This window comes from Paenarthrobacter aromaticivorans (assembly GCF_019038615.1).
GTDB classification, from domain to species: Bacteria; Actinomycetota; Actinomycetes; order Actinomycetales; family Micrococcaceae; genus Arthrobacter; species Arthrobacter aromaticivorans.
In genome coordinates, this window is the sequence record NZ_JAHOPC010000012.1 from 40865 (window position 1) to 61081 (window position 20217).

Annotated in this window: 21 protein-coding genes; 13 read left to right on the forward strand and 8 right to left on the reverse strand. The window is 61.3% G+C overall.

The features are described 5' to 3' along the window. Nucleotides 1-289: 289 nt before the first annotated feature. Entirely contained in the window at nt 290-478 is a 189-nt protein-coding gene (locus KSW38_RS17575; RefSeq protein WP_216926228.1) for a CsbD family protein, read from the reverse strand. A 185-nt stretch (nt 479-663) separates the two neighbouring features. On the opposite strand from KSW38_RS17575, the gene KSW38_RS17580 reads away from it, so the two are divergent. Beyond that, complete coding sequence (locus tag KSW38_RS17580; RefSeq protein ID WP_216926229.1) at nt 664-1101, forward strand: hypothetical protein; 438 nt, start codon at nt 664-666, stop codon at nt 1099-1101. A 93-nt stretch (nt 1102-1194) separates the two neighbouring features. On the opposite strand, the gene KSW38_RS17585 is transcribed toward KSW38_RS17580, so the two are convergent. Further along, nucleotides 1195-1899 carry an alpha/beta fold hydrolase gene (locus KSW38_RS17585; RefSeq protein ID WP_216926230.1) on the reverse strand — a complete coding sequence of 235 codons (705 nt, stop codon included), beginning with the start codon at nt 1897-1899 and terminating at the stop codon, nt 1195-1197. 211 nt (nt 1900-2110) lie between these two features. Between KSW38_RS17585 and KSW38_RS17590 the strand changes: the two genes are divergently transcribed. The 6 genes from KSW38_RS17590 (at nt 2111) to KSW38_RS17615 (ending at nt 8608) form a co-directional block, all read left to right on the forward strand. After that, nucleotides 2111-3565: a fumarylacetoacetate hydrolase family protein gene (locus tag KSW38_RS17590; protein ID WP_254186663.1), complete on the forward strand. Its 1455-nt coding sequence runs from the start codon at nt 2111-2113 to the stop codon at nt 3563-3565. Next, nucleotides 3562-4230 (forward strand): GntR family transcriptional regulator, encoded by a 669-nt coding sequence (locus tag KSW38_RS17595; RefSeq protein WP_216926232.1) that lies wholly within the window; start codon nt 3562-3564, stop codon nt 4228-4230. Before KSW38_RS17590 ends, KSW38_RS17595 begins: the two co-directional genes overlap by 4 nt. Before the next feature lie 86 nt (nt 4231-4316). After that, on the forward strand, nt 4317-5831 hold the full coding sequence (gene hpaE / locus KSW38_RS17600; RefSeq protein ID WP_216926233.1) for a 5-carboxymethyl-2-hydroxymuconate semialdehyde dehydrogenase: 1515 nt from the start codon (nt 4317-4319) through the stop codon (nt 5829-5831). A 102-nt stretch (nt 5832-5933) separates the two neighbouring features. Beyond that, nucleotides 5934-7031 carry a 3,4-dihydroxyphenylacetate 2,3-dioxygenase gene (hpaD, locus tag KSW38_RS17605; protein ID WP_216926234.1) on the forward strand — a complete coding sequence of 366 codons (1098 nt, stop codon included), beginning with the start codon at nt 5934-5936 and terminating at the stop codon, nt 7029-7031. A gap of 3 nt (nt 7032-7034) precedes the next feature. Further along, nucleotides 7035-7820: a 2-oxo-hept-4-ene-1,7-dioate hydratase gene (hpaH, locus tag KSW38_RS17610; protein WP_216926235.1), complete on the forward strand. Its 786-nt coding sequence runs from the start codon at nt 7035-7037 to the stop codon at nt 7818-7820. Next, complete coding sequence (locus tag KSW38_RS17615) at nt 7805-8608, forward strand: aldolase/citrate lyase family protein (RefSeq protein WP_216926236.1); 804 nt, start codon at nt 7805-7807, stop codon at nt 8606-8608. The genes hpaH and KSW38_RS17615 overlap by 16 nt, the downstream gene beginning before the upstream one ends. Here the strand turns inward: KSW38_RS17615 and KSW38_RS17620 are convergent. From KSW38_RS17620 to purB, 5 genes are all read right to left on the reverse strand, one after another. After that, nucleotides 8602-8994: a nuclear transport factor 2 family protein gene (locus KSW38_RS17620; RefSeq protein WP_216926237.1), complete on the reverse strand. Its 393-nt coding sequence runs from the start codon at nt 8992-8994 to the stop codon at nt 8602-8604. The two genes, KSW38_RS17615 and KSW38_RS17620, sit on opposite strands and share 7 nt — an antisense overlap. A 62-nt stretch (nt 8995-9056) precedes the next feature. Beyond that, on the reverse strand, nt 9057-9491 hold the full coding sequence (locus KSW38_RS17625; RefSeq protein ID WP_216926238.1) for an acyl-CoA thioesterase: 435 nt from the start codon (nt 9489-9491) through the stop codon (nt 9057-9059). Nucleotides 9492-9565: 74 nt separating this feature from the next. Beyond that, entirely contained in the window at nt 9566-10069 is a 504-nt protein-coding gene (locus KSW38_RS17630) for a GNAT family N-acetyltransferase (protein ID WP_216926239.1), read from the reverse strand. A 171-nt stretch (nt 10070-10240) separates the two neighbouring features. Further along, the gene (locus KSW38_RS17635) at nt 10241-10897 is read right to left on the reverse strand and encodes a histidine phosphatase family protein (protein WP_216926240.1); all 657 of its coding nucleotides are present in this window, start codon (nt 10895-10897) and stop codon (nt 10241-10243) included. Between the two features lie 221 nt (nt 10898-11118). Beyond that, nucleotides 11119-12525 (reverse strand): adenylosuccinate lyase, encoded by a 1407-nt coding sequence (gene purB, locus KSW38_RS17640; RefSeq protein ID WP_216926241.1) that lies wholly within the window; start codon nt 12523-12525, stop codon nt 11119-11121. A gap of 166 nt (nt 12526-12691) precedes the next feature. Between purB and KSW38_RS17645 the strand changes: the two genes are divergently transcribed. Beyond that, nucleotides 12692-13003 carry a hypothetical protein gene (locus tag KSW38_RS17645; protein ID WP_216926242.1) on the forward strand — a complete coding sequence of 104 codons (312 nt, stop codon included), beginning with the start codon at nt 12692-12694 and terminating at the stop codon, nt 13001-13003. Next, nucleotides 13003-14343, forward strand: coding sequence for an alpha/beta fold hydrolase (locus tag KSW38_RS17650; RefSeq protein ID WP_216926243.1), 1341 nt, complete (start codon nt 13003-13005; stop codon nt 14341-14343). The genes KSW38_RS17645 and KSW38_RS17650 overlap by 1 nt, the downstream gene beginning before the upstream one ends. A gap of 157 nt (nt 14344-14500) precedes the next feature. On the opposite strand, the gene KSW38_RS17655 is transcribed toward KSW38_RS17650, so the two are convergent. Next, nucleotides 14501-14929: a phage holin family protein gene (locus KSW38_RS17655; RefSeq protein ID WP_216926244.1), complete on the reverse strand. Its 429-nt coding sequence runs from the start codon at nt 14927-14929 to the stop codon at nt 14501-14503. Nucleotides 14930-15056: 127 nt separating this feature from the next. Between KSW38_RS17655 and KSW38_RS17660 the strand changes: the two genes are divergently transcribed. The 4 genes from KSW38_RS17660 to KSW38_RS17675 all read left to right on the forward strand — a co-directional run bounded on the left by KSW38_RS17660 (nt 15057) and on the right by KSW38_RS17675 (nt 20155). Next, entirely contained in the window at nt 15057-16175 is a 1119-nt protein-coding gene (locus tag KSW38_RS17660; RefSeq protein ID WP_216926245.1) for a histidinol-phosphate transaminase, read from the forward strand. A 149-nt stretch (nt 16176-16324) separates the two neighbouring features. Continuing rightward, on the forward strand, nt 16325-17518 hold the full coding sequence (pdhA, locus tag KSW38_RS17665) for a pyruvate dehydrogenase (acetyl-transferring) E1 component subunit alpha (protein ID WP_223947246.1): 1194 nt from the start codon (nt 16325-16327) through the stop codon (nt 17516-17518). Further along, entirely contained in the window at nt 17518-18498 is a 981-nt protein-coding gene (locus KSW38_RS17670; RefSeq protein WP_216926246.1) for an alpha-ketoacid dehydrogenase subunit beta, read from the forward strand. Before pdhA ends, KSW38_RS17670 begins: the two co-directional genes overlap by 1 nt. A 55-nt stretch (nt 18499-18553) precedes the next feature. Continuing rightward, a complete protein-coding gene (locus KSW38_RS17675) occupies nt 18554-20155 on the forward strand; it encodes a dihydrolipoamide acetyltransferase family protein (protein ID WP_216926247.1) in 1602 nt (533 codons plus the stop codon). Nucleotides 20156-20217: the final 62 nt, after the last annotated feature.

Consider the following 20217-nt stretch of genomic DNA (forward strand, 5'->3'; position numbering starts at 1 on the left):
GGAAATTCCATGAACTCGGTGAAGCGGTTCCGTTCATCGGTTGTCAGTTCCAGCGGCTAAGCGCTGTAACGGGGCCGTTCGAGGCCCAGTGGAATATGGGTCGGGATGTTTATTTTGCAAACGCCGAAGAATTATTAAATGCAGCCAAAAGCACTCCTGTCCAAGGGGCCGGACCGTAGTACTACAACAGCAACGCTAGCTGGTCCCGGGAACAACAGCAAGTAACCTTGCTATTTTTGCCGGTCGGGGCCCTTGCCCCTCGGGCGGGGTCGTATGGCCTGAAATCCGGCTACTTGTCGCCGAAAGCGTCCTTCGCAGCGTCCTTGACCTTCTCGCCAGCCTGCTTCACATTGGCCGCAGCTTGCTCGCCCGCGCCCTCGGCTTGGAGGTCCCGATCACCAGTGGCTTCGCCGGTCTTTTCCTTGATCTTGCCCGTTGCTTCTTCCGTGGCATTCTTGATCTTGTCATCCAGTCCCATGGTTTTCACTCCTCGGGTTGCCTGTGGTTGTAGCCTGCGGGTTTTCCGCTGGTTGGCATTAAAGTTTAGTCCTGTTTCTCAATTCAGCAAATGTCCGTTAACCATCCGCCCTTGAAAGCACGCGTGACAGTGGGTGAAGGCCGGACTAGTGTCGTAGGAATAGCACCTCGAAAGGAGTGGGTCCTGTGAAAGGGAAAGCATTGTTCGCCGCCGGCATCGCTGTTGGCTATGTGTGGGGGTCCAAGTCTTGGCCGGAGGTGTATCGGCGCGTTCGCGGAGGCGCCGAAAAGGTCTGGAAGAATCCGGAGGTCCAGGAGAACGTCCATCAGGCCACTGAGACCGTCCAGGAATCAGTCCCGGACATCCTGGACAATCTGTACGCCGCGGGCAAGAAGCTCCTGGAGAAGGCGGAGACCATGTTTCCGGGCATCCTGGACGCGAAGTCCGGGCACCATGACAACTCCAGCACCGGTTCCTCTGCTTCGGCTTCTACCTCAACGCCTCCAGTCAGGTCGGACGTAGTATCCGATCCTGCGCTCGATGATCAGACGGGAAGCGATTGGACGGACGAAGGCGGCGCAGCGCCGGAAGGGCCCGCGACCAACACCCCGGCCAAGCCCTGACTTGCAGGGGCGAGCCTTCACGTAGATCGTCCGACGGGATGTCCCCGTTCGTCAGGTTCCCGTGCGGGCTATGGCGCGTACCGCCGTCGAGCGTTAGTTGGTGCGCTCGACGGCGGCCAGTATGGCTTCTCCCAGTTCACGTGGCTTGGTGAATTGTGGCCAGTGTCCGGTGGGTAGGTCGATGAAATCGACTTCGCGGACGCGTGCGAGTTCTTCTGTGAAGGGGTGCCCTGCGTCCATCATTTCGTTGAGCATGGACGAGGGGAACTCGCAGGCGATGATCGTGGCTGGTACGTCGTAGCGCCGGACGTCATGCAGGTGCTGTTGGTCGTAGGCTACGCCCTTGGGTTCGGGAATGGCGCGTGCGCGGAAGGCTTCCTTGAGCTCATCGGTCAGATCGACGAGGTCCGCGTCCTCAAAGCCTTCCCAAGGGGGCAGCGGAACTTCGTCGCCATCATCGGGCAGTTCATCATTGATCACGCCGCCTTCACCGAGTGGCCCGCTATCCACATAGACGGCCCGGTCCACTCGATCCGGACGGGCGTCAACAACGCCGTGGATGATTGCGCCACCGCCTGAATGGCCCACCAAGACCACATTGCCGCCAAAAGAATCCACCTTGTCCACCACGGCGTCGATGTGTGTGCGAAGGCCAATCCCGGCGCGTGGCGCGTCAACGGACTCCAGCCCGGGAAGTGTGAGTGGGTGAACCGAGTGCCCAGCTGCCACAAGCGGCGGCGTCACCTCCTCCCACGACGAAGCGTCCAACCAGAAACCGGGTACCAGGATGATGTCCATGCGGGTACCCTACGGGAGTCCGCAGGGGGTATGCACTCATTTTTGCTGGATCATTTGGCAGACCACCTCGTCATGTGGGCTGAAAAAAGGGGGTTGACGACTGGCGCTTCAAGAGTGATAGTTATCGTATACGATTTCGTACTCGATAGATGTTGAATCAGGAGGAGGCGCCGTGACATTGGAGTTTCGGACCGAGGAAGTCAGCCAAGACATGCTGGCCCGTACGCGCAAAGTCATTGCCGTCCACATCAATTACCCTAGCCGCGCGGCCCAGCGTGGGCGCACCCCGGGGCAACCGTCGTACTTCTTGAAGCCGCCGTCTTCCCTGGCGCTCGGTTCCGCCGACGCTCCTGGCATCGTTGAGCGCCCTGCCGGCTGCGAACTGCTCGGCTACGAGGGCGAGATCGCGTTGGTGATTGGCAAGTCGGCCCGCCGCGTTGGCCTCGAGGACGCCTGGAGCCACGTCGAGTGGGTGACCGCTTCCAACGATCTGGGTGTCTACGATCTTCGCTACGCAGACAAGGGCTCCAATGTTCGCTCCAAGGGCGGCGATGGCTTCACACCTGTGGGCCCTTTATTGATTCCAGGCGACGCCGTTGATCCAGCCCAGCTGCGGATCCGCACCTGGCACAACGGCGACCTCGTCCAGGACGACACCACCGAGGACCTGCTCTTTCCGTTCACGCAACTGGTGGCGGACCTGTCCCAGCTGCTCACGCTCGAAGAGGGCGACATTATCCTGACCGGCACCCCAGCCGGCGCGTCGGTCGCCAAACCAGGTGACGTCGTCGAGGTTGAGGTCACCGGGGCTAGCTTCAGCAGCGGCCGCCTGACCACCAAAGTAGCGGAAGGTACGACGCCGTTCGCGGACTTTGGTGCCAAGCCCAAGGCTGATGACACACAGCGGGAAGAGGCGTACGGATCGCGTGAAGCGGCGGGCCTGCCCGCTGATGTCTCCGTCCTGACGCCCGAGCTGAAGGCGAAGCTGGAAAGCGTTGCAACCGCCACGCTTTCTTCGCAGCTCCGCAAGCGCGGACTGAACAACGTCAGCATCGACGGCCTGCAGGCCACGCGTCCCGACCGCAAAGTGGTGGGCCTGGCCCGGACCCTGCGGTACGTACCCAACCGCGAGGACCTTTTCAAGACCCACGGCGGCGGATTCAATGCACAGAAGCGCGCCATCGATTCCGTGAATGAAGGCGAAATCCTCGTGATGGAAGCCCGCGGCGAAAAGGGCACGGGCACTGTTGGAGACATCCTCGCCCTGCGCGCCCAGGTCCGTGGAGCCGCTGCGATCATTACCGACGGTGGCGTCCGTGACTACTCGGCGGTGGCCGACCTGGAGATGCCTACCTACTTCGCGAATCCGCACCCGGCCGTGCTGGGGCGCCGGCACATCCCGTGGGATACGGACATCACCATCGCGTGCGGTGGTGCAACAGTCCAGCCGGGAGACATCATTGTTGCCGATTCGGACGGCATCCTGGTGATCCCGCCGTCCCTCGCTGAGGAATTGGCGGACGACTGCATTCAGCAGGAGAAGGAAGAGACGTTCATCTTCCAGAAGGTCAAGGAAGGCAACAGCGTGGACGGGCTTTACCCGATGAACAAGGAATGGCAGGCCAGGTTTGCTGACTGGCAGAGCCGGCAAGGGAGCCAAAAGTGACTGAAACCGCCGTCGAAAGCGCCGCTGCCCAAAGTAAGTCCCAGCAGGCGTATACCGCCGTCAAGGCCAGGATCGTGGAAGGCATCTACACGCCGGGTTACCGGCTGGTACTCGCGAAGATTGCCGAGGACCTGGGATTCAGTGTGGTCCCCGTGCGGGAAGCGATCCGCCGCTTGGAAGCCGAAGGTCTGGTGAAGTTCGAGCGGAACGTTGGTGCCACAGTCTCCGGGATTGATCCCACGGAGTACCTGTACACGATGCAGACGCTAAGCATCGTGGAGGGTGCGGCCACCGCGCTGTCCGCACCGTTGATAGATGCCGTTGCGATTTCGCGGGCCCGTGCCGTGAACGAGGAAATGCGGGAATGCCTGGAGCACTTCGACCCGGTTCGTTTCACTGCATTGAATCAGGACTTCCACAGTGTCTTGTTTGAGCACTGCCCCAACCCGCACATTCTGGACCTGGTCCATCGTGGATGGAACCGGCTGGCATCGCTCCGATCGTCTACGTTCCGCTTCGTTCCCGGCCGCGCGCAGGAATCGGTGCAAGAACACGAAGCGTTGCTGCAGCTCATCGAGTCTGGAGCGGACGCCGACACGATCGAACACGCCGCCCGCCGCCACCGCGCCGCAACACTGGACGCGTACCTCGCCACCACCAACTAAAAGCAACCCGGGGTCACTTACGGCCCATAAACGCACCCAACATGGGCCGTAAGTGACCCCGCGTTGGATGAAAAAGGAAGACAACGATGACGACCCCTGTAGAAACATCAGCAAAGCACCACGTGCCTGAGAACCTGCCCACGCACATCCAGCACTTCATCAACGGTGAGTTCGTAGACTCCGTTTCCGGGAAGACCTTTGATGTCCTGGATCCGGTATCCAACGGAAATTACGCAACGGCAGCGGCCGGCCAGAAGGAAGACATCGACCTCGCTGTGGCCGCAGCCCGTGAAGCGTTCGTCAATGGCCCGTGGCCGAAGATGAAGCCGCGCGAACGTGCTCGTGTGCTGAACAAGATCGCCGACGCCGTGGAGGCCCAGGAAGAGCGCCTCGCCGAGCTGGAGACCTTTGATACCGGCCTGCCGATCACGCAGTCCAAGGGCCAGGCGTTGCGCTCAGCCGAGAACTTCCGGTTCTTCGCTGACCTGATCGTGGCACAGTTCGATGACGCCATGAAGGTCCCCGGGTCACAGATCAACTACGTGAACCGCAAGCCGATCGGCGTCGCGGGCTTGATCACGCCGTGGAACACCCCGTTCATGCTTGAGTCCTGGAAACTCGCACCGGCACTGGCTACCGGCAACACCGTGGTCCTCAAGCCCGCCGAGTTCACGCCGCTCTCGGCCTCGCTCTGGGCTCAGATCTTCAAGGATGCGGGACTGCCTGACGGCGTGTTCAACCTGGTCAACGGCTTGGGCGAAGAAGCCGGCGACGCCCTGGTAAAGCACCCGGACGTACCGTTGATCTCCTTCACCGGTGAGACCACCACCGGCCAGACGATTTTCCGCAACGCAGCAGCCAACCTCAAGGGCCTGTCCATGGAGCTGGGCGGAAAGTCCCCGTGCGTCGTGTTTGCCGATGCCGACCTTGATGCCGCTATCGATTCAGCCTTGTTCGGTGTCTTCTCGTTGAACGGCGAGCGCTGCACCGCCGGTTCCCGCATCCTGGTGGAACGGGCCATCTACGACGAATTCTGCGAAAAGTACGCCGCCCGCGCCAAGAACATCGTGGTGGGCGATCCCCACGATCCCAAGACCCAGGTAGGTGCGCTGGTCCACCCGGAGCATTACGAAAAAGTGGCGTCCTACGTGGAGATCGGCAAGTCCGAAGGCAGGCTCCTGGCTGGCGGCGGCCGACCCGAGCACCTGCCCGAAGGCAACTACATCGCACCGACCGTGTTTGCCGACGTCGGGCCTGATGCGCGGATCTTCCAGGAAGAAATCTTCGGGCCGGTTGTGGCTATCACGCCGTTCGAGAACGACGACGAAGCCCTCGCCTTGGCGAACAACACCAAGTACGGCCTGGCGGCCTACATCTGGACCCAGAACCTGACCCGGGCGCACAACTTCTCCCAGAACGTCGAAGCCGGCATGGTGTGGCTTAACAGCCACAACGTCCGCGACCTCCGCACCCCGTTCGGGGGCGTCAAAGCTTCCGGCCTGGGCCACGAGGGCGGCTACCGGTCCATCGATTTCTACACCGACCAGCAGGCCGTGCACATCACCCTCGGCTCCGTGCACACCCCCAAGTTCGGCGCCTAAACCCAACTAGGTCGCAATAGTGCGCGTTTTGAGCCCCCAAAACGGCATCTACTGCTACTCAGTTGGGTTCCACAACCACCCTTCCAACGAAGAGAGACCATCATGAGCAACCCCTTTACCGGCCCCATCCCCACGCCCACGGTTCCGGCCCCGGATATCGTCCGCTGCGCTTACTTGGAACTCGTGGTCACGGACCTCGCCAAGTCCCGTGCGTTCTACGTGGACCTCCTCGGCCTGCACGTCACCGAGGAAGACGAGAACACCATCTACCTGCGCTCCTTCGAGGAGTTCATCCACCACAACCTGGTCCTCCGTAAGGGACCGGTTGCCGCCGCTGCTGCCTTCGCTTACCGGGTGAAGTCCCCGGCCGAAGTAGACGCCGCCGAGGCCTACTACCGCGAACTGGGCTGCCGGGTGGAGCGCCGCAAGGAAGGCTTCACCAAGGGCGTGGGCGACTCCGTCCGCGTGGAAGATCCGCTGGGTTTCCCGTACGAATTCTTCTACGACGTGGAGCACGTGGAACGCCTCACCCAGCGCTACGACCTGTACTCCGCCGGTGAACTGGTCCGCCTGGACCACTTCAACCAGGTCACCCCGGACGTTCCGCGCGGCCGCAAGTACCTCGAAGACCTCGGCTTCCGCGTCTCCGAAGACATCAAGGACTCCGACGGCGTCACTTACGCCGCGTGGATGCATCGCAAGCAGACCGTGCACGACACCGCCTTGACAGGCGGGAACGGACCCCGCCTGCACCACATCGCGTTCTCCACGCACGAGAAGCACAACATCATCCAGATCTGCGACAAGATGGGCGCCCTGCGCATCTCCGACCGCATCGAACGAGGCCCCGGACGCCACGGCGTGTCCAACGCGTTCTACCTCTACATCCTGGACCCGGACGGCCACCGAGTGGAGATCTACACCCAGGACTACTACACCGGCGACCCGGACAACCCCACCGTCACCTGGGACGTCCACGACAACCAGCGCCGCGACTGGTGGGGCAACCCCGTAGTCCCGTCCTGGTACACCGAAGCCTCCCTGGTCCTGGACTTGGACGGTAACCCCCAGCCCGTCATCGAACGCGAAGAGAAATCCGAAATGGCCGTCACCGTAGGTGCCGACGGCTTCTCCTACACCCGTCCCGAAGGCGCCTCCGGTGGGGCTACTGAAGGATTCAAACTGGGGGCGCAGGTCTAAACCATGATGGACGCGAAGACGATCGAAGCAATTGCCGACGAACTGCTCGACGCCGGCCGGAACCGCAAGCCGGTCCCGCGCCTCACCGCCCGCTACCCTGACATGACGGTGGAGGATTCCTATGCCGTCCAGCAGTTGTGGCGGCGACGGAACGAGGAAGCCGGGCGCACGTTGGTGGGGCGCAAGATCGGCCTCACGTCCAAGGCCATGCAGGCCGCAACCGGCATCACCGAACCGGACTATGGGGCGATCTTCGATGACATGGTCCTGGAAACCGGCTGCTCCGTGCAATGGGACCAGTACACGCACCCGCGCGTTGAAGTGGAGCTCGCGTTCGTGCTGAAGGACGCACTCAAGGGGCCTGGCTGCACGATTTTCGATGTGCTCAACGCCACCGATTACGTGGTTCCGGCCCTCGAAATCCTGGACTCCAGGATCGAAATGGAGGGCCGGACCATCGTGGACACCATCTCGGACAATGCCGCGATGGGGGCCATGGTGATTGGCGGCCGACCAGTACGTCCCGACGCGGTCGACCTCCGCTGGGTCTCTGCGATCCTGTACAAAAACCAGACCGTGGAAGAGACCGGAGTGGCAGCCGGAGTGCTTGATCACCCGGCCAACGGCGTGCACTGGCTGGCCAATAAAATCGCCGCGCACGGGGACTCGATGAAAGCCGGAGATATTATTCTTGCGGGCTCGTTTACCCGGCCCTTGTGGGTGTACAAAGGTGATACCGTGCACGCGGACTACGGACCGTTGGGAGTCGTGACATGCAACTTCGACTGAGCCCCACCTTCTATTCGGCCCTCTCAGAGGCTGGCCGTCCGTTGGCTGGAATGTGGGTTTGTTCCGGTAGCCCGTTGGTGGCTGAGGTGTGCGCGGGATCCGGGCTGGACTGGCTGTTGATTGACGCCGAGCACAGTCCCAATGGCCTCGAATCGATCCTTGCGCAACTCCACGCCGTGAGTGGTTACCCCATTCAGGCCATGGTCCGGCCGCCGGTCAACGACACCGTGGTCATCAAGCAATACCTTGACCTCGGAGTACAGAATCTCCTGATTCCCATGGTGAATTCTGCGTTCGACGCCGCGTCTGCGGTGGCCGCCGTCCGGTACCCGCCCCTGGGCGTACGTGGTGTGGGTTCTGCTTTGGCCAGGGCTTCGCGCTGGAACCGAGTTCCTAACTACCTTGCTGCTGCTTCGGAATCGATCAGCCTCACAGTTCAGATTGAATCCGAGGCAGCGGCTTCGGCTGTGGAGGAAATCCTGGCAGTCGATGGCGTGGACGGCATCTTCCTTGGCCCCTCGGACCTCGCAGCTTCCATGGGTTTGCTGGGACAGCAGGAAAATCCCTTGGTGAGGGCCGTCGTCGAGCATTGCCTTGAAGCTGCCAAAGCGGCCGGCAAGCCAGCCGGCGTGAACGCCTTCAATGAGTCCACCGCCCGCGCCTATCTCGACGCCGGTGCCTCCTTTGTGCTGGTAGGCGCCGATGTTGCGGTGCTCGCCCGGGCATCGGAAGGGTTCGCCTCGACGTTCATTCCTGTGTCGGAATCGGCGGAGCGCGACAGCTACTGAGCCATTTCCTCGGTTGTAGTGTCGGGCGTGGATTCCTTCCTGGCCATGTACCACTCGGTGAATTCGCGCGCACGGCCGTCCTCGGCAAAGCGGATGACCCAAAGGTTGTCGTAGGTGGGCTCGCCGTTGAGGTATGTAGTCACGGCCTGGACGAAAGCCGTGTCACCATCCTGGCCAAGGAGCGTCCACTCGAAGGTCCAATCATCAGGCTTGTCGCCAGCGTCCGACCATGATTTGACGATTTCTTCATGGCCGTTCCATGGTGATTCAGTGTTCGGCCTGTCGTGGTAGATGGCGTCCTCAGTGAACAACGCCCGGATGTCATCGGGCTCATTCGAGGTCCAAGCGCGTATGTATTGGCTCATCCAGGAGTTCACGTCGGTCATGCCTCCGTTCTACCCTCCAGGACCCTGGGGTTCAACGGTATAAACTCCCGACGGCGCGTGGTTCAGTCCTCGTGCAGGGTTTCAGTCAGGTGATGGGTTGGGATGCGGTCCCGGTCGTACGTGATTTCCGTGTAGCCGTGGGGCTGCGGGCGGCCATCAGCGCCCAAGTTCACGAACACGATTTCCTCGATGGTCAGGATGCTCTGCCGGGTGATCATGTTCCGGACCTCGGCGCGCATGGTCAAGGACGTGCGGCCGAAGCGTTTGGCCGTCAGCCCCATTTCGATGAGGTCGCCCTGAACGGCTGAGCTCACGAAGTTGATTTCGGAGATGTACTTGGTGACCGCGCGGCCATTGCCCAACTGGAGGATGGCGTAGATCGCGGCCTCTTCATCGATCCACTTCAGCAGGCTTCCACCGAAGAGTGTGCCGTTGGCATTGAGGTCCTCGGGCCGCACCCATTTGCGCGTGCGGAAGGTGATGTCTGCTTTTTCCATTTTCCGAGATTATCTGACTACCGGAGCGCGTGCTTGATGTTGCGCGACGCTGGTTGCTGCCGGAGCACAGGTGTTTAGGCCATCGCAGTGTGGGAGGCGCTATGGGAGTTGATCCGCTTGGAGTAGCAGTAAGACCCATTTACGCCGACGTACGGCGCAAAATTAGGAACTTCGGCGAATCCGGCGCTTACATAGAAGCTCCGTCCATCAGACTGCGCTGATCCTGCCTCAGCTGCGATGACGCTGAAGCCGTGTGAGTGAGCCTGTGCTTCGAGTGCCGCCAGGATGGAGCTTGCGACTCCTGATCCCCGCGCGTAGGGAACCACGTACAATCGCTTGATTTCAGCTGTGTTCTCGTCCAACATCCTCAGGCCGCCGCACCCGAGGGGCTGTCCGGAGCATTTCTCGTAAGCCACAACAAAAACCGCCGTGTCAGCTTCCGAGGGCGGGGGACCGGGCTCATGATCCGTGGTTCCGAAACGGGCGTCCAGTTCAGCCTGTTGCGCGGCGCGGAGGTCAGCGCCTACCGGGTTCGCCCAGGTGACCTGCCGGATGTTGAGCCGGGGGTTGGTCTGCATCGATGCCTCATTTCGCTTGGTTTCGCTGAGGTGTTTATGCGTCTTAAGCCTAGGAAGCCGTGGTTACCGCCGTGTTTCCTGCGCGTAAGCTTCGGGAGAATTGCTGATTTTTCTCGCGTTGCGGGGCCTGCTCTGCGCCTTCGCGCGGGATTTTGGCGCGCAGAGCAGGCCTCACAACGCCTCGCCTGTTGGGTCCTCTGCCGTCTGGTCCGCCAAGGCGAGCCCACCCACGGGAATCTGGTCCCAATGAAGCACGCGCCACCCTGATTCCGGATCACCTTCGAGTGCCACAATTCCGGTATTGGGCAATTGATGGGTCTCAGCGAAGAGTGTGTCGATATCCTCTGCCCTGCGGCCTGCCCAGCAGCGGATTGCTGCACCGTGGCTGACGATGGCCGCCGTCGAATGTCCTGCCGCCGCAACCTTCTCCACAGAGGCATCGAAGCGGGCAAAGAAGTCATGGCCGTTGAAGGCGCCCGGCATGCGGACGTCGAGGTCGCCGTCAGACCAGGCGAACACCGTGCTCATGTAGCGCATATGCGACTCATGATCGGTCTTCTTCTCCAGAGCACCCGCCTCGATCTCGTGGACGCCGTCCAGGATTTCCGGTTCCAGTCCTGTGGCAGCGGCGAGCGGTATCACCGTCCGCTGGGTCCGGAGAAGCGTGGAAGTGTAGAGCGCCTGAATGGACTCGTCTGCAAGAGCCTCCGGGAGCGCCTCCGCTTGCCGCTCGCCGAGTTCCGTCAGCCCCGGGCCAGGAAAAGCAGTATCCAGTTGGCCCGCCACATTGCCGGGGGTCTGTCCGTGCCTGATCAGTAGGAGCTTCATGGGTGCTCCGCTCCTTACTTCGTAGCTGTCTGGTTGCGCTGGTGGGTTCTATCAGCTTAAAGGCAGCGTTGAATGGCTGTGCTGATTTAGTAAAACGTCGGCGGGTTAACGAGGACAGCGGGTAGGGCAGTGGGCTACTCGACGACAGCGCCTTAAGGCCTTAAACGCGAACGGCGGGCCGAGGCATCCAGCCCTGGTCCGCCGTCGTCAAGCGTTTGTTGCTACTTCAGGTGGTCCACCAATTTGTCGGCGATGCCGGTGTACTTGCCCGGGGTGAGGGCGAGCAGACGGGCTTCGGCGTCGGCGGACAGGCCGAGCCCCTGCACGAATTCCTGCATCCGGGCGCCATCCACGCGCTGGCCGCGGGTTAGATCCTTCAGGCGCTCGTAGGGGTTCTCCATGCCTTCCACACCGGCAATGGCCTCAGCACGCATGACCATTTGGATCGCTTCGCCCAGGACTTCCCAGTTGGTGTCGAGGTCGCCCGCAAGCACTTCCTCGGCGACGTCAAGCGCCTTGAGGCCCTTGGCTACATTGGAGATCGCCAGCAGGGAGTGGCCAAAGGCTACGCCGATGTTGCGCTGTGAGGAGGAGTCCGTGAGGTCACGCTGCCAGCGGGAAGTAACCAGCGTTGCGCCCAGGGTGTCCAGCAGGCCATTCGAGATTTCGAGGTTGGCCTCGGCGTTTTCGAAGCGGATCGGGTTGACCTTGTGCGGCATGGTGGAGGATCCGGTGGCACCGGCAACGGGAATCTGCCGGAAGTATCCGATGGAGATGTAGCTCCAGATGTCCGTGCAGACGTTGTGCAGGATGCGGTTGAAGCGGGCAACATCGGCGTAGAGCTCTGCCTGCCAATCATGGCTTTCGATCTGCGTAGTGAGCGGGTTCCAGGTGAGGCCCAGTCCTTCTACGAAGGTCTTGGCAACAGCTTCCCAGTCGGCGCTAGGGACGGAAGCAACGTGTGCCGCGTATGTGCCCGTGGCACCGTTGATCTTGCCCAGGTATTCGGTCTTGGAGATCCGTGCCAGCTGGCGGCTCAGGCGGTGCGCGATGACCGCCAGTTCCTTGCCGAGCGTGGTGGGCGTGGCGGGCTGGCCATGTGTGCGGGACAGCATGGGAACCGAGCGGTTGGCTTCGGCCATGGCCTCGATCTGCTGGACCAGTGCGGTGGCGTTGGGGAGCCAAACATCCTCTACGGCGCCCTTGATGCCAACAGCGTAAGAGAGGTTGTTGATGTCCTCTGACGTGCAGCCGAAGTGGACCATGGCTGTCAGGTTTTCGATGCCAATCGCGGGCAGGCGGCGGCCGATGTAGTACTCCACTGCCTTGACGTCGTGGACAGTGACGGCCTCGATCTCGGCGAGTTCGTTAACCGATGCGGCGTTGAATTCGGTGACGATGGCACGGAGCTGTGAAACCTGCTCGTCCGTCAGGGGACCCGCGCCGGGCAGCACCGACTGGCTGGTCAGGTGGATCAGCCACTCAACCTCAACGTGAACGCGATCTCGGTTCAATGCGGCCTCGGACAGGTAGTCAACGAGGGGCGCGACGGCGGCACGGTACCGGCCATCGAGGGCGCCAAGAGCGAGGGGTTCAGAAGCGAGGGACACGCGAGGGGATTCAGCCATGGTGCCTATTCTTTCATGATCCGTGGAGGCGCCCGAGTTGGTGACTGCGCTATGTGGACAGCCGCCCGCGTTATCCACATAGCCGGCGGCGGCGCTTCCGCCCGGTTCCGCGGCTCCGTAGCGTCATACCAACCGATCAGCAGAACAATCAATGGAGTACACGGACATGAGCGTCGGCTTGATGCCTGCAGCCACCCCACCCACCTTCGATCCCTTGGAGTGTGCCTCGCGCAGTCACGAGGTCCAGAGGATCGCGTGGCGAATTAAGTCGTGCGTGGATCAGACGGATGCCGTGCTGGCATCCTTGCGGCGGACCCAGTTGGAAGAGTGGCAGTCTCCCGCCGGAAGTGCATACAGGACAACCATTGCGCTTCACGCGTCGGCGCTAATGCGTGCACGGGCATCATTGGAAGACGCTGCTGCCTCAGTACTCCGTCATTCCCAGAACGTCGCCGTCTCCGGCGGGAGGGGCTACTGATGGCTGATGTTGCTCCTGTTGGCGCGGGTTCAGCCCCTCAACCTACGGCCCCCGCCCCCAATGGGATCCTCAGCATTCGTGGCGGAGTGGGCGGAATATCCTGCCAGTTGGAAGAGCTCCTGCGTGGAGCGGCGCTTCTTGACGAGTTGATCCAACAATTAATTGGTGTGGAAGCAGAAACCCGCAGGGTGAAGGCTGATTTGGGGCCTTACCTCTTCGACTCGTACGCCTCGGGGTGCGCCGCGATCGATGCGGTGGCTGAAAGCGGTCAGGAGGTAGGCAGGGTGCGTCAGGAATTGGTTGGTGTCACCGCGAGTGTGCGGTCCAGCCATAACGATTACGTGCAAACAGAGGTCCGGAACATGTACCCGCGGATATTGAGGCCTGATGAGATGAAGATGTCAGGTGCACCGTGGCTACCTGGCCGGGACATCATGCACAACGTGGCCACAAGCGTCATTCCCCCGGGGATGGAGGCTCGGAGCATCATGCGTGGACTTCTGCAATCACCCCTCGTTCCCGGACTGAGACCGCACCCGGTGAGCATCGAGAAGATCGACGAGTCGATCGAGCAAGTGGATCCGTCCATGGCGGAAAGCCTCCGGCGACTCGAGCAACTTCATGCCCGGGGCGATGGAGAAATTGAGATCATCCAGCTCGACCACAATGGCTCGTCCTCTTGGATGGTGTTGATTCCGGGAACACAACCTAAAGCACCAGATACCAATCCTTTCGACATGCCGGGTGTTGGTGAAGCCCTCGGTTACAACTCTGAAGAAGTGGTGCCGGCTATTGGTCAGGCATTGCGGGAAGCGGGCGCTGAAGCCGGCGAGCAGGTGGTGGCAGTCGGTCATAGCCAAGGAGGCGCTCACGCTATGAACCTCAGCCAGAACAAGGCATTCCTTAGCGAATTCGATCTCCGGTACGTCCTAACGGCTGGAGCCCCCGTTGGCGGTATTAGCCCGGAACCAGGAATTGCTGCGTTGCATCTGGAGCATGTCCAGGATTGGGTCCCGAGTTCGGATGGCCGGTTAAACCCGGATACCAGGGACAGGGTCACTGTCACGCTGAACAATGACGTCAAAACGCCCGAGGGGGAAGGCCATGGCTTGGGACCCGGTCATAGCCTGGATAACTACGCAGCAGGCGCCGAATTGGTCACGGCGAGTCAGGATGCCTCGCTTGCGGCTTCTACCGCGGCGTTCGCGGGTGTTGTTGGTGTAGGCGGGGCGGCAAAGGTGACGCATTTCAAACTGCAACGGGCACCCGTGCCGGACAAAAGGCCGGGCCTGCGGAACCCCAATCTTCCAGAGACGCGATCCGTGGCCGGCGCGCGGTAAGTACGGGGCGCGGTAAGTACGGGGCGCCGTCAGTACAGCGCGCCGTTAGTACAGGGCACCGCAAATGCGCGGCACGGTAAGTACAGTGCGCGGTAATACAGTCCGATGGTCAATGCAGCCCAAGCGGTACGTGGATCGCCAGTTGCGGGAACTGCATCTAGCGTTTGCGGGCCCCTGGAATGAGGCCGGCAACCAGGCTGATGATGCTGATGATGATCGAGGCGAGGATGGCTGTCCAGAAGAACGAGTCAATGGTGAGGTGCACAGGCGTAAAGCTGCTCAGCCACGCTGTCAGGTACAGCATGGCTGCGTTGATGATGATCGTAAACAGCCCCAGGGTCAGGATCGTCACAGGGAGGGACAGGATCTTCACCAGCGGGCGCACGAACGCGTTGACCACCCCAAAAATCAGGCCGATAAAGAGGTAAGCCAAGACGATGCCTGCTGCATCCGCGCCCTCTGTGATCCCCGCGTTGGCTGCCGCCTTCTCAGTGGCAGAGGAGGAGATCTCCAGTCCCTCCAACAGCCAGCTGGCGATCCACAGAGCTAGACCATTGATCAGGACGCGAACGATGAATGAACCCATGCGCCCATGCTTTCACACTCGTCTGTGGCTCGGCTGGGACATCACTAAAGGAGAGGTAGCTTGATGAGGATGAACGTTGGCGGCCGAACACCCCAAACGCCGCAGGCGTGCAAGTAGGCTTGAATCCATGACTACTACTGACAACGCACCGGAGGGCGTACTCCCTCGACCGGTCGTGGACAGGCTCCCCAAGTACGCGGCTGGTAAACCCCCCGCTGCGATCGAGGGCCTCACCAGCTACAAATTGTCGTCCAATGAAAACCCGCTGCCTCCGATCCCTGCAGTGTTGCAGGCCATCGCAGATCAGACCGACATCAACCGCTACCCAGACCCCCTTGCAACCAAATTGCGCAATGCTTTGGCTCACTTCCTTGATGTCCCAGCTGACGACGTCGTCACCGGTGCAGGAAGCCTCGGCGCACTCAACCAGATTCTTGCCACCTTTGCGGGCCAGAATGACGACGGCAAGTCGGATGAGGTGATCTACGCCTGGCGCTCCTTCGAGGCCTATCCCATTTGTGTGGGCCTTGCCGGCGCGGCCAGCGTGCAGATTCCGTTGCTTCCGGATGGCCGTCACGATCTCGAAACCATGGCTGCAGCGGTTACTGTGCGCACCAAGGTGATCCTGCTCTGCACCCCGAACAACCCCACCGGGCCCATCCTTACGGCTGAGGAAACGGAGCGGTTCATCCAGTCGGTGCCGCCCAACGTGGTGGTGGTGATTGATGAGGCCTACCAGGAATTCGTCCGCGACCAAGCTGCTGTAGACGGGATCAAGCTCTACCGGAAATACCCCAATGTTGTGGTGCTGAGGACTTTCTCCAAAGCCCACGGGTTGGCAGGACTGCGCGTTGGCTACAGTGTTTCCGGCCCACAGCTCACCCAGCACCTTCGCGTCACGGCTACACCCTTCGCCGTTTCGCAAATTGCAGAACGCGCCGCGATTACATCCCTCGAGAATTTCGACCAGGTTGTCGAAAGGGTACAAAGCCTGGTGGACGAGAGAGACCGCGTCACCTCGGGTCTCCGCGATCTCGGATGGTTCGTGCCGGAAGCCCAAGGGAACTTCGTTTGGTTGAACCTAGGCGCGAACAGCGGCGAGTTTGCGGCGTTGGCAGCCGAGCAGGCCTTGTCTGTCCGGGCCTTCGGCAATGAGGGAGTGCGGGTCAGCATTGGTGAAGTGGAAGCCAATACACGGTTCCTGAAACTCTGTGCAGGTTATACAAAGGCTCCGCACAGTTCCTAGCGGTTAACAAATGCGCCTACGCTACTTACTGCCGATAAAGTAAGGATGAAAGCCAAAATATATGCCCATTCCGGAATGCATTCCGGAATGGGCATATATCCCAGCGACAGACATTGCCCGGCACTAGCTGCGGCAAGCAAGGAGACGGAATGGGCTCGACACAACTGCCCCCCGGGACCGACGAAACTCTGGCGGCAACCTCAGCGGCTGTAGCTGCCTCGGGTGAACCCGTAGAGATGGTCCAGTTGCTCGGCCCTGACGGAAAGCTAGGCACCGATCCCGTCTTCTCTGACTATGCCAAACGGATAGACCCGGAAAAGCTCCGCGTCTTTTATGCCGACATGGCCAGGATCCGCCGTTTTGACCAGGAAGCCACCGCTCTGCAGCGTCAAGGCGAGCTCGCATTGTGGGTGCCGCTGACCGGCCAAGAGGCCGCCCAGATCGGCTCGGCACACGCCAGCCAGCCCCAGGACTACATTTTCCCCACCTACCGTGAACACGGTGTCGCCCTGGTGCGAAACGTGGACCTTGCTGAATTGTTGAAACAGTTCCGCGGAGTCTCCAACGGAGGCTGGGACCCGCGCGGGAACAACTTCCACCTCTACACCCTGGTCCTGGCCGCCCAAACACTTCACGCCGTGGGCTACGCCATGGGCATCCAGCGGGACCAGAAGCTCGCGGTTGCCGGTGAGTCCAATGATCCCAAGGCTGCCGTGATTGCCTACTTCGGTGACGGCGCCAGCTCCGAAGGCGACGTCCACGAATCAATGGTTTTCGCTGCCTCGTACGATGCCCCGGTTGTTTTCTTCTGCCAGAACAACCACTGGGCCATCTCCGTACCCACCGAAGTCCAGACCAAGGTCCCGTTGGCCAACCGTGCCAAGGGCTACGGTTTCCCGGGCATCCGCGTGGACGGCAACGACGTCATTGCCGTCCATGCCGTCACTGAATGGGCCCTTGAGCATGCCCGTGAAGGCAGGGGCCCTGTGCTCATCGAGGCTTACACCTACCGGGTTGGCGCACACACTACAGCTGATGACCCCACCAAGTACCGCGAACTGGCTGAAGAAGCCGCGTGGCGTGAGAAGGATCCGCTGGAGCGTTTGGAGAAATACCTGAGGACTGAAGGGCTCGCCGATGAAGCCTTCTTCGATCAGGTGCAGGCCGACGGCGATGAGCTGGCCAAGTATGTCCGCAGCACCACGCATGGCCTTGAGGTGCCGGACATCCGCGATTCTTTCGCCAACGTCTACGCCGAAGCACACCCGCTGATTGCGGAGGAACAGGCGTGGTTCGAAGAATACTCGGCAGGCTTCGAAACCGAACAGGAGGCAGCTAACTGATGGCAACAATGACCATTGCAAAGGCCATCAACGAAGGTCTCCGCGCATCGCTGAAGAGCAACCCGAAGTCCCTCTTGATGGGCGAGGACATCGGGCACCTCGGTGGCGTTTACCGGGTGACGGACGGCCTGATCAAGGAATTCGGTGCGGACCGTATCGTCGATAGCCCTCTGGCCGAGTCCGGCATCGTTGGTACTGCGATTGGGCTCGCTTTGCGTGGCTACTCTCCTGTGTGCGAAATCCAGTTCGATGGCTTCGTCTATCCGGCCTTCAACCAGATCACCACGCAGTTGGCCAAGATCCATGCCCGCAGCCATGGCCGGCTGACTGTTCCTGTGGTTATTCGGATCCCGTACGGTGGCGGCATCGGTTCGATCGAGCACCACTCCGAATCCCCGGAAGCGTTGTTCGCGCACACCGCTGGCCTCCGTATCATTTCGCCGTCCAACGCGCACGATGCTTACTGGATGATCCAGAAGGCCATTGAGTGCCAGGACCCCGTGATCTTCTTCGAGCCCAAGCGCCGCTACTGGCTCAAAGGCGAAGTGGATGTTGAGAATGCAGGCCTGTCAGAAGACCCCTTCAAAGCACACGTGGTCCGTGAAGGTACGGACGCCACGATTGTGGCCTACGGCCCGTTGGTTCCGGTTGCCCTGGCTGCAGCAAACGCCGCAATCGAGGATGGACGCAGCATCGAGGTCATTGATCTCCGCTCCATCTCGCCTTTGGACTTCGACACCGTTGAGGCGTCGGTCAAGAAGACCGGCCGCCTGATCGTCGCCCACGAAGCACCCACGTTCGGGGGCATCGGCGGAGAAATTGCCGCCCGGATCAGCGAACGGGCGTTCCTGCACCTTGAAGCACCTGTGATCCGCGTTGGCGGTTTCCACATGCCATATCCCGTGGCCAAGGTTGAAGAGGACTACTTGCCGGACATCGACAAGATCCTCGAAGCGCTCGACCGCTCCCTGGCTTACTAAACCGCCCTGATCCAGTCCGGCTTCACAGCCGGGCAGACGGAAATCGAGGACCACCGTGACTGTAAAGAAATTCAACCTGCCGGACGTCGGCGAAGGCCTTACCGAGGCCGAGGTAGTGGCTTGGAAGGTCAAGCCCGGCGACACCGTTGCCATCAACGATGTCCTGTGCGAGATCGAGACAGCGAAGTCGCTCGTTGAGCTCCCGTCGCCCTTCGCCGGAACGGTCACCGAGTTGTTGGTCGAGGAAGGCATCACGGTTGAGGTTGGCACGGCAATAATCGCCGTTTCAGACAACCAGCCCGGGGATGCAGCGCCTGTGACCCAGGCTCCGGCGGCGGCTCCCGCCGTCGAGGCCCCTCTCTACGGCAAGCTTCCCGCTGATACTGACAGTGGCGAAAACGGCCCGGCAGGCGGCCCGCTGGTGGGTTCCGGCCCCAAGGCCGACGCCGTGAGGCGCCGTGCGCGCAAGCGTCCAGCCGGTACTGGCGAGGCAACCACGGTCGCCGAAAACGCCGAAGGTACAGTCCAGGACCACCAAGCGGTTCTGGCTGCCCAAGCAGCACAGACGCCGGTGCCTCAACGCCCGACGGCGGCACGCGCCATCGTCGGGCCGGTCAACCAAGCGCCCGTAAAGCAAGCGCCCGTTACCCAAGCGCCAGAAGTCACGACGCCAGAAGTAGCAGCGACGGGAGCGTCAACGGCCCAGACCGCCGCATCACGCGGTGCCGCCATCAGTGGCACCATCAGCGGGCTCGTCAACAAGGTCTTGGCGAAGCCGCCGGTGCGCAAGTTCGCCCGCGATCTCGGCATTGACCTTGCCGACGTCGTAGCGACGGGACAGCGGGGAGAGGTGACCCGCGAGGACCTGGTCAGCTATCAGGCGCAGCGTGACGCTGAGCTTGATCAGGCGGAGTCGTTCTGGGGTGCTTCCAAGAAGCCGCAGGACCAGAGGATCGAGCGCGTACCTGTTAAGGGTGTGCGTAAGGCGACCGCCAAGGCCATGGTGGAGTCCGCGTTCACGGCACCGCACGTCAGCATCTTTGTTGACGTCGACGCGAGCCGGACCATGGAGTTCGTCAAGCGGCTCAAGGTTTCGCGGGACTTCGAGGGCATCAAGGTATCTCCGCTGCTTATTTTGGCAAAGGCAGTCATTTGGGCCGCCGCGCGGAACCCCAGTGTCAACGCCACGTGGGTGGAGAATGCCGATGGCAATGGTGGTGCGGAGATCCAGATCAAGCACTTCATGAACCTGGGTATTGCTGCTGCGACACCGCGTGGCTTGATGGTGCCCAATATCAAGGACGCCCAGGACCTCTCCCTGAAGGAGCTGGCCCTCGCCCTCAACGATCTCGCCACCAAGGCCCGTGCGGGCAAGACGCAGCCTGCCGAGATGCAGGGTGGCAGCCTGACCATCACCAACATCGGTGCGCTTGGCATTGATACGGGTACGCCCATCATCAATCCCGGTGAGGTTGCCATCATTGCGTTTGGAACCATCAAACAGAAGCCGTGGGTCTTGGACGGGGAAGTGATCCCGCGGTGGATCACCACGCTGGGTGGGTCCTTTGACCATCGCGTTGTGGACGGCGATCTCTCGGCCCGCTTTATGGCCGACGTAGCTGCCATTCTTGAAGAACCGGCGCTGTTGCTTGACTGATCCGGGTTGCTTGACTGATCGCCCGGCGGCCGCCACAAGTACGGCCGCTGGCAAGTCTGGTC